Consider the following 13,181-nt stretch of genomic DNA (forward strand, 5'->3'; position numbering starts at 1 on the left):
GGCGGTAGCACGCTAGTGTGGCGTGCATGTGTACGGGTAGGCGCTTAGCAGTTTGGCTGTGTATAGAAGGCTGACAACTGTCATTGAGCAACTAGGGACAAACCACGGCACATCGGCTAACTTTGCCGCGTGACAAAGAAAATCAGCATCATAGGCAGTGGTTTTGCAGGATTGGCTTCAGCTGCCTGCTGCGCGCAAAATGGGCATGATGTGACCATTTACGAGAAGAACCACAGCATTGGCGGTCGCGCCAGACAATATTCGGCAGATGGTTTTGTGTTTGATATGGGACCGAGCTGGTATTGGATGCCAGAAGTGTTTGAGAATTTCTATCAACGTTTCGGTCACACAGCTTCCGATTTCTACCAATTGGATAGACTAAGTCCCTCCTATCGTGTCTATTTCGGCAAGGACGATTTTGTGGATATCCCTTCTTCACTTGATGAGATCTACGAACTCGTAGAATCCATTGAAAAAGGAGCGGCAGATAAACTCAAGAAATTCCTGAAGGAAGCACAGTACAAGTACAAGGTTGGCATGGGCGAATTCGTGTTCAAACCAGGGCTTTTCGTGACTGAATTCATGGATCCCCGATTGATGATGAGTGCATTGCGATTGAACATGTTCCAATCCATCAGCAAGCACATTCGGCAGCATTTCAAGAACCCGAAACTGATTCAGATACTCGAATTCCCAGTGCTATTCCTTGGTGCCAAACCAAGCGAAACGCCTGCCATGTATTCGCTGATGAACTATGCCGATTGGAGTTTAGGAACGTGGTATCCGCAAGGTGGCATGTACAAGATCATCGAAGCGATGGAAAGCATCTGCCTCGAACAAGGTGTGAAAATTGAAACAGATGCGAACGTGAAGCAGATTCTTACCAAACACGATCGCGTACGAGGTATCCGTATTCACGACAAAGAAGTTACTTCAGACATTTTGGTGGCCAGTGCCGATTACCACCATGTGGAACAGGATTTGCTCGAAAAGCAATATCGCAACTACGATGAGAAGTATTGGGACAGCCGTCAACTGTCTCCATCGTGCATGATCTTTTATGTAGGAGTGAAAAAAGAAGTGGCCCACCTACTCCACCACACGCTCTTTTTCGATACCGATTTCGACAAGCATTTGGGCGAAATATACGACACGAAAGAATGGCCGAGCAATCCGCTGTTCTACGTTTGCGCACCTTCCAAAACAGATAAAACGGTTGCGCCAGAAGGCTGCGAAAACCTGTTCATTCTTATCCCGGTTGCGGTAGACCTGAATGATGATGAAAGCACACGCGAGCATTATTTCAATCTGGTGATGGATCGGATGGAAGATATCACGGGCGAAAGCATCAAAAAACACGTGGTTTACAAGCGCAGTTATGCACACCGCGATTATATGACTGACTACAACGGCTACAAGGGTAATGCCTTCGGATTGGCCAACACCCTACTACAAACGGCTATTTTCAAACCATCATTACGTAACAAACGCCTGAAAAATCTTTTCTTTGCAGGACAATTGACCACTCCCGGACCAGGCGTGCCACCATCGCTCATCTCAGGTCAGGTGGTAGCTGCTCAAATTGAGAAAGAGTTTGGTAAAAAGCGATAAGGAAAATTGAGCAAGAACGAACCCCAGAAAGTGCTTTTTGACCGTGTGTCTCACCGATGCAGTCGCACGGTTACGAACACCTACAGCACTTCTTTTTCGCTTGCCATTCGTTTTCTTCACAAGGATTTTGAAAAACCAATCCATGGTATTTATGGTTTCGTTCGGTTTGCAGATGAGATCGTAGACAGTTTTCATGACTTTCCGAAAGCGCACCTCTTGGAGCGATTCAAGGAAGAAACCTATCGCGCTATTGACGAGAAAATATCGCTTAATCCAATTCTGAACAGCTTTCAATTTGTAGTGAATCAGTACGGAATTGACCGCGAATTGATCGACCGTTTCCTTGCAAGTATGGAAATGGACCTACGGAAAGAAGAATATACGCAAGAGAAATACGAAGAATACATTTTGGGTTCGGCCGAAGTGGTTGGTCTCATGTGTCTCAAAGTTTTCACCGAGGGAGAAGCAGAGATGTATGAAAACCTGAAAGCCCCGGCCATGAAGTTGGGTTCAGCGTTTCAGAAGATCAATTTCCTACGCGACCTGAAGGCTGATTACAATGAACTGGGCCGTTCTTACTTTCCTGGCATCGATGTTTCCAAGTTGGATGACGCAACCAAACAGGCCATTGAAGCTGACATTCAGGCCGATTTTGATGCTGGGTACGAAGGCATTTTGAACTTACCTAAAAAGGCGCGATTTGGCGTTTACTTGGCATACATCTATTACACAGCCTTGTTCAACAAAATCTCCAAAACGCCTTCGACTCGGATATTGCACGAACGCATCAGCATATCTAAACCACGAAAGGCATCGTTGTTGTTCGGTTCCTACGTTCGACACAGTTTCAATTTAATTTAATCATGAGAACGCTCCTTATAGCGTTGCTTCTTCTTTCCATTTCTGCATTTGCGCAGGATGATCTGCTGATGGACATTCGCAAGAATATTGGCGATGTGTTCAAAACAGACACGGTTTGCACGCATTTCTATGGTTTGTTCGAAAAGGCCGATGTGAGCAAGAGCAACCTCTTACTGGGATACAAAGGCGCTGTAGAGCTTGGAATGGCTCGCCACGATCCGAATGTTTTTAAAAAAATGGGCTTTTTCGGGGACGGAAAAGACAACTTGGAGAAATCCATTGCCAACGACCCTCAAAACATTGAACTGCGCTTTCTCCGACTGACCATTCAAACATACATGCCCGCCTTTTTAGGCTATGGTGGCGATAAGGAAAACGACAAAACCTTTGTGCTCGCTAACCTAGATAAAGCACCGAGCGAAGAATTTAAAAAACGCGTCCGCGGATTTATTAAACATGCGGAAGAAGAAGGGAAACTTTGACTTTTTGAATTAGAGCAATATGCGAATTAGCGTAATGGCAGAAATTGGCTTGCGCGATAATTTGAATTCGTTCATTCGCATATTGCACTCACTAGCATATTAGCTCATCAAATAGAAGATGCAAATAATCATCAATATACTATGGGTCGTGGCTGCCTTTTGGGCAATGGAGTTTGTGGCGTGGTTTGCACATAAATACGTGATGCACACCTTTGCTTGGGAACTGCATGTAGACCATCATCAACCAACGGGCAAGTTCTTTCAGAAAAACGATTGGTTTGCACTCATCTTCGCCATTCCAAGTTGGCTGAATATGATGTTTGGTGTGATGAATGGCTTTGATTTTCGCTTTTATATCGGACTGGGAATTCTGTTCTACGGCATTGCGTATGTCACCGTTCACGAAGTGATCATTCACAACCGTTGGGGCAATCGCGACAAGATCAAACATTGGTACTTTCAAGGATTGGCACGCGCACATTTCGCTCATCATAAGCACAAGGAAAAAGAAGATGGCGAATGTTTCGGAATGCTGATCGTTCCTTTGAATTTTTTTAAGCGACCAGTGAATAGCGACCAGTGACCAGATCGATCAGCTTGTTTCGTGCTTCGGATTTAGAATTTCGAATTCTTCATTGTTCATTTCCAATTTATAATTGAACGAAGTGAAGTACACGTATCTGCTCGTAAATCTTTGTTCAGTTGCCGTTCCACTGGCATTCTCGTTCGAAAGCAAATTGCAGTTTTACAAAAAGTGGAAAGCGCTCTTCCCTGCTCTACTTCTTCCTGCCATTTTCTTTTTGGTTTGGGATAGCATTTTTACCGCTCAAGGCGTTTGGGGATTTAACCAACAATACCTCACAGGCATTAAACTTTACAATCTGCCTTTGGAAGAAGTGCTGTTCTTCTTTTGCATACCGTACTGCTGCGTGTTCACCTACGAGGTTCTGAACCATTTTATAAAGCGCGATGTGCTTGGGAAATATGCCAGACACGGAGCAACCATTCTTGCTTACATGTTGGTTGCTTTGGCATTCAAGTACAGCGATAAAGCCTACACTTTTTGGACATCGGTGTTCACCCTTGTTTTTCTGTTGGCCCATCTTGTACTGTTGAAGAAACCTTATTGGAGCAGACTGGTCTTTGCCTATCTCGTTATTCTCATTCCTTTTTTCATCGTCAATGGAATTCTCACAGGAACAGGATTGGAAAATCCGGTCGTGTGGTATAATGATGATGAAAATCTTGGCATCCGATTGCTGACAATTCCTGTTGAAGATTCCATGTATGGCTTTTTGCTGATTGCTTCGAATATTTCACTTTTTGAATATTTCAAAAGATGAAAATCGGTCTTCAAACGTGGGGCACCGATGGCGATTTCTTTCCATTCTTAGCATTGGCCGTTGCTTTGAAAGCTGCTGGTCATCAGGTCATCATCGCGTATACAAGTATTGATGGAAAGGATTACTCTAATCATCCGCAAACTGAAGGAATTGAACTCATTAAAGCAGATGGCGGTTTACCAAGACCTCAGAATACAAACCCATACGCCATAGCCGCAAAACCTGGTTCTTTCAGAGAATACACCAAACTGCTGAAGCTTTTTTTCGATCCATTCTCAGAAGCGATGTACACAGCATCTGAAAAGCTGTGCATGCAAAGTGATATGGTCATTGGTCATGCTGTTTGCCACACGCTTCTCACTGCCAGTCAAAAGCATAACGTTCCACGTATTTCATTGGTTCTTACACCGTTGATTGTGAAGTCAAAGTACGTCTCACCCGTTGGGATAAACTTAGGACCAACCATCAACTCCATATTGTGGGCAATTGGTGGATTTGTGGCCACTCAAACTTGGTTTAAAACAGCCAATAAGATTCGTGAACGTGAAGGCTTGCCGCGAATCAAAAGCCTCCAAAAAGAGCTCTTCACTTCCGACCTGCTGACGATTGTTGCAGCAAGTCAATTCATCACTTCTCGCCCAAAAGACTGGACGGAAAACATCCAAATGACCGGATTCCTGAACCTACCAAATTCGGGTTCTGAATGGAGAATACCGGAAGACCTGAAAGACTTTCTAGAAGCAGGTGAACCACCCGTATTCATGACCTTCGGTTCTTGCATGGCATTTGATCTGGAAGCCTCCACTAAGCTGCTGATAGAAGCAGCAAAACTTAGCGGCAAACGAACCATCATTCAATCCGATTGGGAACGATTCCCGAAACCAACGAACCCGGAAATTTACTGCATCGGCAGCGTTCCACATTCAGAGATTTTTCCGTTGTGCTCCGTGATTGTTGATCACGGAGGCGCAGGAACCACGCAGACTTCGCTCTTATCGGGCAAACCTTCAGTGGTAGTGGCGCATGGGTTTGATCAATCTTACTGGGGTGATCAACTTGAAAAAGCAGAAGTTGCCGACAAGACACTTTTGAGGCGAAATACAACACCGAAAAATCTATCGAAAGCAGTGCTCAAAATCCTGAGTTCAAACAGTTTCGAACTTCGTGCTGCGAATTTGGGAAACAAAATGAAGAACGAAAATGGTACTCAATCAATAGTAAAATGGATATCAGAACAATCTTAGCGGCTGCTTCCTTTCTTCTCCTTTCAACGCTGATAGGATGTGAACAAAAGGAGTGCAAAAGACAAAAACCACTTAACCCAAATGGGGATAGTGAGTTGGCACTTCTGATGCGCGATATGTTCGAAGAATCGGACAGTTTGAAACAACTGGTTATTGAAGGCCGTCAGCTATCAGGACTCAAGAAATATAAGGACATACACTCTGCCGTCCCAACAGACGCCACTGTCCGTGGTCCCGTATTCGATGCCTTTGCAAAAAACTACATCGAATCCATCAAAGCCTTGGAAGCCGCTGATTCAGTTTCTGTATTCCGCTTTAATAAAATGGTTGATCAGTGCATGAACTGCCACACCGAATTCTGCCCCGGGCCTAAGAAGAGGATCAAGCAATTGTATATTCAGTAATTGGCAATTAGGAATTAGGAATGAGGAGTTAGGAATTCGGGGCAGGGCACAAGAAACGAAGTGCAGCGTAGCAAAATCTCATACCCAAGGAGATGCGTCCTTCGTCAGCATGACAGACCAGATGGACAAGTTGCAGGAAAGCGGACTGTCATTAACCTCATTACTAATAACCCCGATAACCAGTAACAATGTCAGAAGCAGGTTCAATTGTTCGGTTATATGAATAGAATATAAATATTCCGTTACTTTTAACGCATTCACCTCCATATCAACCGAACATGTTCAGAAGACCGAATGCCTTCATCATTATGTTACTTATTGTCGTGCTTCCAAGCATGATCGGTTGCGAGAAAGACGAAGAACCACCTGTCGGTCCAACATCCGACTTCATTGTGTTTGCCAATCAAAGTGGCCAACCGAACGCTACGGCCAATGTGCTTCAGGCTCAGTACACCGATCCCAATACGGGCGATGTGGTCGATTTTTATGGCAACTACAATTCAAGTGGCATTCCGGATCAGGTGCACACGATACGTGTACAGAGAAGCGGTAGCGATACAGTGGTAAATCTGATCATCAACCCTAGCGACAACAGTTTTGACAAGGCCATACTGGAAGTGAACGGAACTCGATTACCGACCATGTTGACCTTTGATTATCCGGCTGGTGACACCAGCATGATCATGAGTTTTTACAACATGAACTGGAGTAATGGCAGTAGCGAACTCATCTATTCTGGGGAGTTCTCTATGACCAACGGTGGTCTGAGCGAGGACCCCATTTATCAGGCACGATTGGCCGAAATTGAGGATGGCGGTTTTGTGGGTCTGCTTGCCGGAGTAGCTACCGGTGTAGCTGTGGCCGAAGTAGCTGTAGCGGTTGGCGCCATTGGCGGCAGCAGCCTTGTAGGAACTGGTCTGGGAGTTGTGGCTGCTGGCGTGGCCGCTGCCGGTTCAACAGTGGTATTCGGAATGGCCATAGTTGGCGCAGCACTTTGGGCCATGAACAATGCTAACGCATCTGACCAACTACCGCAGGAAGTACCCTATCCTACAGGCACGCCTGTACCCAATCCCAATCCTGACCCTGAGCCGGAACTTACCCCCCTGGAAAACCCTTGTCTTACCAATGGTGTGACGCTGATCGTAGGCGTGGATCCCGGCAACGAACTGGTTGGCATTGCCTCTGGCGGCACGGGAGGCCCCTATGTCTTTACATGGTCAACGGGAAGCAGCTATACAGAAGCCACCTTCTCCACCATCATTGTTTCCGAGCCTGGCACCTACAACGTGGGTGTAGTAGATGAGAACGGATGTGCAGCGGTCGGATCCGTGACCGTAGAAGCCGATTGTAGCGGTAGCGACCTTGCTGTTTCCATTTCGGAGTCGGGCACTACACTTACCGCCAACCCCACTGGCGGTAACGCACCTTACAGCTATCTGTGGAGTACGGGTGCAACCGGCACCTCCATTACTGCTGTTCCGAACCAAAGTTACAGCGTAACAGTGACCGATGCAGATGGCTGCGATGCATCTGTAAGCTCATCGTTAGGTTGTAATGGAAGCGACCTTGCTGTTACAGTTTCTGAATCGGGCACTACACTTACGGCCAACCCCACTGGCGGTAGCGCGCCATACAGTTATCTGTGGAGCACGGGTGCAACCGGCAACTCCATTACCGCTGTTCCCAATCAAAGCTACAGCGTAACCGTTACCGATGCCGATGGTTGCGATGCATCGGCCAGTGCTTCTATCGGGTGCAACAATTTCAATGTCAACATCCTCTCCAATTTGCATACTTTGTCTGCTTGGATGAATGGAGGCACTCAGCCTTATACCTACCTCTGGAATACAAGTGAGACATCTTCGTCTATATCGTTTTCAACGGGTGCCTCATACAGCGTTACCGTTACAGATGCCAATGGTTGCACCGCCTATGACAGCATCGTAGCAGGAACTTATTTCCCTGCCGAATTGACCTTGTCAACCAACTATCAGACCGATATAACGGTAGTTCCGAGCGGTTCTGAGCAATACACCTATACGTGGTCGGTGCAGTGCACGGTCGGTGCGAACACTGATATCTTTTATGTCTATGGCCCAACGGTTCAGTTCTTTGACTGCTTCAATTATTTATTCTACACGGATTATTGGCTCTGCGCAACACATCCTAACGGTCAAAGTGCCATTTACGTCATAAGCTCCAATAGCTTTGTAGTTGGCGAATGGCCCACAGAAATGTATGCCGGTCTAATTGATGGACCTTACGAGAGTTGCTCGGAAGGATTTGCGGAATATCAATAGGGATATCAATCCCTTCTCACTATGGGAATAAAAAAGCCCCGAACATTACTGTTCGAGGCTTTTGAAATTGTGCCATTTGGATTTATAATCCCTTGGCTGAAAGTAACCCGTAAGCCTTTGAATTTCCAACGGTAGTGGCATAAATAGAAGGACTTTGCTTCTTCTTGAAACTAGCGCATTGTACGATCAAGCTTCCTATTGCATCCTTTGGACCATACTGCTTAATGGTGAAATCTGGATTGAACTTCCACTCCATCTTCTCAGCAATCTTCTCAACCAAATCAAGGTCATCTTGTTCTACAGCCCAATAAATAGGTGTCTTATTGCTGATCTCGGTCAGACAATTAAGAAAAAACGCCACCGATTTAAGCACAGCAATTCCGCTTGAACCAATCTTCACACTCGCTCCAGCATCCAAAAGAAGCTTGGCTACATCCGTGTGTCCCGACATGATTGCGATGATAAGTGGCGTATAACCATCGCCACCAAATGTTACGTTACCACCATAATTTGAGTCCATGGTCACACCCAAAGCAATCGTCTCTACAGAAACATCAATGTTTGGTTTCTTATCCAAGATCATCTGCATCAACTCAACATCTGCAAACTCAGCTGCGGCACAAATCGGGTAAGACTTCACTTTGCGTTTGCCCATTTCTGCTACCGACTCAGAAACCACGTCTGCTCCTTTTCTTACCATTTCTTTGGACAGATCTAATTTATGGAGTCTCATTGCAACCATCAGTGCGCTCACTCCATCCGTTCGTTTAGCATTCACATCTGCTCCAGCCCCCAACAATAGATCAAGCATTTTTGCAGGAGTACCGTTCAAGTCATCCGTCAGGTTACCGTAGAACGCTGGAACTTTCATTCCCATAGTTTCCATCACGGGAGCACCTTTCGTAAACCCATCTTTCCGCATGTCTTTATCCATACTAAAAACCGCCAGCGTATGAATCAATCCACCATCCACTTCTGTGTTGTTGATGTCAGCACCAGCCTTTAACAGCATTTCTAAGCAAGGCACGCAATTGGTTTGCTGCAACGTTTGTTGCAAAGCCGTAACCCGTGATGGAGGAACCGTATTTGCCGCAGCTTCCCAAGCATCGATCATGGCTTTATTCGCCTTCTTACCTTTTTCCCGCTCTTTGGCAGCCAAGGTTCTCAGATGAAGACCTGGGTCGATTGTTCCAACCGCATTTGGGTCAGCTCCGCCTTCCAAAAGAATCTTCATTACTTCGGTTGAATAGCAATTGGCTGCGCTGATAATGGCCGGATACGAACCTCCATTTGGGTCGCAACCTTTTGCTAACAGTAACTTCGTCACTTCTGGACAGAAGAACGCAGCGGCCAGTGCGTTTTGGTTGCTTGCAGGATTGATGGAGTTTACATCCACACCTGCGTCAAGTGCTCTCTGAACTCCTGCCACATCGCATTGCATAGAAGCGGTGAACAGGTCTTCCAGATCTCCTGCAAAAACTGAGTGTGATGAAATGAAAATTGAGAAAAGATAAACGGACAATTTTTTCATAACTATTTGTTTTGGTTGATTCAATAAAAGTAGAATCAATTGAAAAACAGCTACTACGCGAATTGTCGTAAATCAAGCTGACGTGAAACAACACACCACCATAAGTCTCAACTCGTTACCGTTCGCTAATCATTATTCACTAAATAATTGGCTGATCCAAGAACAACATCGGGTGTCCGTTCACTTCTGAACGCTTCTTAAACTGTTGCAACTTCTTCTCATCGTTACAGATAATGAAGTAAGCATACTGATCATCAAGTAGGCTTTTATTAATGTCGTAATATTCATCTCCTTCTGAAGTTGAAATCACGGTAACACCTACTCCAGCCTCTTTCCAGTATTTGTAGCAAAGGCCCTTCAGAACCTTCTTATAATCCTCAGGTTTTCCAATTCCCATGGAAGGTTTGAAGAAATTCTTCATGATGCCCGACTTCTGAGCAAGGATGAACACACCCTTTGGATTTACAATCTGGAAGGTGAGAAACTCGCCCCAATTCATGGCACTACTGGCCGCAATGATGTTTCCACTTGAATCCAAATGCGCATATACACCGCTGGTAGGTGAATACGCTTTCATGCTCAACATCAGCTTTTGAAAATCTTCGAATCTAAGATGATTGTAGAACAGAAAGTTCTTCATCTTCTGATGCATCTGAACATAATACTTGCGCATTAGTGGCTCATTCTTGGTTATATCCACCAACTTTTCGTACTCCTTCTTATTACCGTAAAGTCGGTTGATCTTGGAATACATTGTAAAAGGCAAACGCTCGTAATACTCGCCATGCAATGCGCTATTTCGATGCAACGCTTCTTTGATGCTTTGGTTTTCCTTGCCCATGCATGCAAAACAGAAGTTCACACCATTCTGATAAACCAAGTGATGAAGAATGGAGAACATCAATGAGAAGATCTTCTTTCTACGATAGATTTTTACGCCATTTTCCGCGTGTTCTGTAACGCGTAGCATGTTGTAATAATAGCCGTGTTCAATCTTTGTCTCATCTTCGTAAGGAGCAAAATCGAACTCATTGGCGTGGATATAGCCTACAATTCGGTAATCCTTATTCTCTTCTTGTTTTCCGTAAACGTGAATAGATAGCACGATGATCGCATCGTAATTCACCGACTGTATGGACTCAGGAATATTGTAGAACAAGCTCTGAAAGCTCATCTTTCCTCCACCCTTCTCATCCTGATGGTTCTCTGCAACAGCAATTACCTCGCGGCATTGCTCCAAGAAATTCTCTTTACTGGTATTCAGATTGAAATGATGCAGGATCGGAGCAATTTGATCCATGTAGGCAATCGGAAAGGAAAGCAGAAGAAGATCGTCTTCGAAGGTATCTTCCGATGCAACCAACGATTCCTTCACATCGAACTTGAATAGACCATCTTCCGAACGGCCATTCTTGATGTGGAAATAAGGTCTGCGCTTATCAAAAACTTCTCTAAGTTCTTCGAGCGTTGGAATATCGGTGGCCGTTGTAGTCATGCCACGAAGAAAACAATTCGAATCGAATCCGAACTTGATCGTGATCAACTGAAAGTGAGATTTGTCATTTGCAATGCACGCATTGCTTTATTTCTAAATTTGCAGCAAACATTCAATCCATGGCACTCGAAGGCGGTACTTTTCTTATTGAAAAAGGCAATCCAAACGATATTTTCATCCGAGAGGAATTCACCGAAGAACAGGTGATGATCGGAGAAATGGTAAAGGACTTCTGTATTCAGGAGATTCAAAATAAGATCAAAGAACGAGGTCGCGAATTTGAAGCAGATAAAGACCGTGCAGAAATTGTTGGTCAATTGGAGAAAGCGGCTGAGTTGGGTCTTTGCGGTGTGGCCATTTCTGAAGAACATGGCGGCATGGCCTTGGATTTCAACACAGGTTTGATCTTTTCGGAGGCCATTGCCATGGGACTTTCGTTTGCAACCACAATTGGTGCACAGACTTCCATCGGTTCACTTCCTATCGTTTATTACGGAACAAAAGCACAGCAGGACAAATACCTGCCAGGCGTTGCTTCGGCCAAATTGAAAGCAAGCTATTGCCTTACCGAACCAACAGCTGGTTCAGATGCCAATTCGGGCAAGACCAAAGCAATTTTGAATGCTGAGGGCACACACTATATCATGAACGGCCAAAAAATGTGGATCACCAACGGTGGTTTTGCCGACATTTTCATTGTGTTCGCCAAAATTGACGCTGATCAGAAGCTTTCTGCATTTATAGTTGAGAAGGATTTCGGAGGAATTACAATCGGTGCCGAAGAGAAGAAATTGGGTATCAAAGGTTCGTCTACGGTTCAGGTTTTCTTCGAGAATACACCAATTCCAGTTGAGAATCTGTTGGGAGAGCGCGAAGGCGGATTTGCTATGGCTTTGAACATCTTGAACACAGGAAGGATCAAACTAGCTGCTGGAACAAATGGCGGAAGCAAATTCGCATTAGATCAAGCGTTGAGCTATGCGATTGAACGTAAACAGTTCGAAACTGCAATTGTGGAATTCGGTGCCATGCAACACAAACTGGGCGAAATGGCTTCACGCATTTTCTGTGTGGATGCTGGTGTTTTCCGCATCGGTCGCAACATCGACCTGAAAAGAAAAGAACTTCAGGCTGCAGGAATGCCTGTTCAAGAATCGAAACTCGAATCTATTCGAGAATACGCTATCGAGTGTGCCATTCTAAAGGTGAAAGGTTCTGAGAATGCCGATTTCGTGATTGATGAAGCACTTCAGATCTATGGCGGAATGGGTTATTCTGCCGAAGCTGGAATTGAAATGGGCTATCGCGATGCGCGAATCACGCGTATCTATGAAGGAACCAACGAGATCAACCGTATGCTTTCGGTAGCAGAGTTGACCAAACGTGCGTTGAAAACCAAAGAGATTGACCTGATCGGAGCTGGAAAACAAGTTCAAAGTAGAGTTATCTCTTCTGTTTTCTCTGGCACAAAATCGGGTGCAGACGAAGAAGCCCGTATAGTACAGGCAATAAAGGATGTGTTCCTTTTCATCTCTTCTACCGCTGGCAAAAAGCTAGGTAAGAAGATGGTTGATGAACAAGAAATTGTGATGAATCTGGCTGATATCTTGGCCGATGCGTTCATTTGCGATTCAGCCGTATTGAAGCTTCGTAAACTAGAATCGATGGGTGGCGATAAGGAAAAACTAGCTGCTCAACGTGCTGCCGTTCAGGTTTACTTGTACGAATCGTTAGAACGCGTTCGTAAGGCTGCCAAAGATGCCATCACCAGTTTTGCAACAGGTTCGGAGAAAACGAAAAACAACTTCATTGTCCGTAAACTGCTTAAGAGCTACGATGTGAATCCGAAGGACCTTCGCAGAACGATTGTGAAGTATATGATTGCGGAGAAGAAGTACTCGATTTAG

Annotated in this window: 11 protein-coding genes; 9 read left to right on the forward strand and 2 right to left on the reverse strand. The window is 45.0% G+C overall.

What is annotated here, in order from left to right; all coding sequences use genetic code 11:
- Positions 1-129 precede the first annotated feature (129 nt).
- The 8 genes from crtI to K9J17_14465 all read left to right on the forward strand — a co-directional run bounded on the left by crtI (position 130) and on the right by K9J17_14465 (position 8,248).
- On the forward strand, positions 130-1,611 hold the full coding sequence (gene crtI, locus K9J17_14430; protein MCF8277927.1) for a phytoene desaturase: 1,482 nt from the start codon (positions 130-132) through the stop codon (positions 1,609-1,611).
- Positions 1,612-1,617: 6 nt separating this feature from the next.
- Positions 1,618-2,472 (forward strand): phytoene/squalene synthase family protein, encoded by an 855-nt coding sequence (locus K9J17_14435; GenBank protein MCF8277928.1) that lies wholly within the window; start codon positions 1,618-1,620, stop codon positions 2,470-2,472.
- 2 nt (positions 2,473-2,474) lie between these two features.
- The gene (locus K9J17_14440) at positions 2,475-2,954 is read left to right on the forward strand and encodes a hypothetical protein (protein ID MCF8277929.1); all 480 of its coding nucleotides are present in this window, start codon (positions 2,475-2,477) and stop codon (positions 2,952-2,954) included.
- A 118-nt stretch (positions 2,955-3,072) separates the two neighbouring features.
- Positions 3,073-3,537: a sterol desaturase family protein gene (locus K9J17_14445; protein ID MCF8277930.1), complete on the forward strand. Its 465-nt coding sequence runs from the start codon at positions 3,073-3,075 to the stop codon at positions 3,535-3,537.
- Between the two features lie 82 nt (positions 3,538-3,619).
- Positions 3,620-4,297 carry a lycopene cyclase domain-containing protein gene (locus K9J17_14450; protein ID MCF8277931.1) on the forward strand — a complete coding sequence of 226 codons (678 nt, stop codon included), beginning with the start codon at positions 3,620-3,622 and terminating at the stop codon, positions 4,295-4,297.
- Positions 4,294-5,541, forward strand: a complete 1,248-nt coding sequence (locus K9J17_14455) for a glycosyltransferase (protein MCF8277932.1) — start codon at positions 4,294-4,296, stop codon at positions 5,539-5,541. Before K9J17_14450 ends, K9J17_14455 begins: the two co-directional genes overlap by 4 nt.
- Complete coding sequence (locus K9J17_14460; protein ID MCF8277933.1) at positions 5,520-5,945, forward strand: hypothetical protein; 426 nt, start codon at positions 5,520-5,522, stop codon at positions 5,943-5,945. The genes K9J17_14455 and K9J17_14460 overlap by 22 nt, the downstream gene beginning before the upstream one ends.
- A gap of 278 nt (positions 5,946-6,223) precedes the next feature.
- Positions 6,224-8,248, forward strand: coding sequence for a hypothetical protein (locus K9J17_14465; protein MCF8277934.1), 2,025 nt, complete (start codon positions 6,224-6,226; stop codon positions 8,246-8,248).
- Between the two features lie 82 nt (positions 8,249-8,330).
- On the opposite strand, the gene K9J17_14470 is transcribed toward K9J17_14465, so the two are convergent.
- Both K9J17_14470 and K9J17_14475 read right to left on the reverse strand, forming a co-directional pair.
- A complete protein-coding gene (locus tag K9J17_14470) occupies positions 8,331-9,779 on the reverse strand; it encodes an ankyrin repeat domain-containing protein (protein MCF8277935.1) in 1,449 nt (482 codons plus the stop codon).
- Between the two features lie 139 nt (positions 9,780-9,918).
- Positions 9,919-11,322 carry a hypothetical protein gene (locus K9J17_14475; GenBank protein MCF8277936.1) on the reverse strand — a complete coding sequence of 468 codons (1,404 nt, stop codon included), beginning with the start codon at positions 11,320-11,322 and terminating at the stop codon, positions 9,919-9,921.
- A gap of 71 nt (positions 11,323-11,393) precedes the next feature.
- Here K9J17_14475 and K9J17_14480 point away from each other — a divergent pair, with 71 nt between their 5' ends.
- Positions 11,394-13,181: an acyl-CoA dehydrogenase family protein gene (locus K9J17_14480; protein ID MCF8277937.1), complete on the forward strand. Its 1,788-nt coding sequence runs from the start codon at positions 11,394-11,396 to the stop codon at positions 13,179-13,181.

The organism is Flavobacteriales bacterium (assembly GCA_021739695.1).
Classification (GTDB): Bacteria; Bacteroidota; Bacteroidia; order UBA10329; family UBA10329; genus UBA10329.

Coding starts and splice junctions, on each gene's coding strand:
- K9J17_14455 (MCF8277932.1), top strand. CDS start 4,294: ATGAAAATCGGTCTTCAAACGTGGGGCACCGATGGCGATTTCTTTCCA.
- K9J17_14445 (MCF8277930.1), top strand. CDS start 3,073: ATGCAAATAATCATCAATATACTATGGGTCGTGGCTGCCTTTTGGGCA.
- K9J17_14470 (MCF8277935.1), bottom strand. CDS start 9,779: ATGAAAAAATTGTCCGTTTATCTTTTCTCAATTTTCATTTCATCACAC.
- K9J17_14460 (MCF8277933.1), top strand. CDS start 5,520: ATGGATATCAGAACAATCTTAGCGGCTGCTTCCTTTCTTCTCCTTTCA.
- K9J17_14440 (MCF8277929.1), top strand. CDS start 2,475: ATGAGAACGCTCCTTATAGCGTTGCTTCTTCTTTCCATTTCTGCATTT.
- K9J17_14465 (MCF8277934.1), top strand. CDS start 6,224: ATGTTCAGAAGACCGAATGCCTTCATCATTATGTTACTTATTGTCGTG.
- K9J17_14480 (MCF8277937.1), top strand. CDS start 11,394: ATGGCACTCGAAGGCGGTACTTTTCTTATTGAAAAAGGCAATCCAAAC.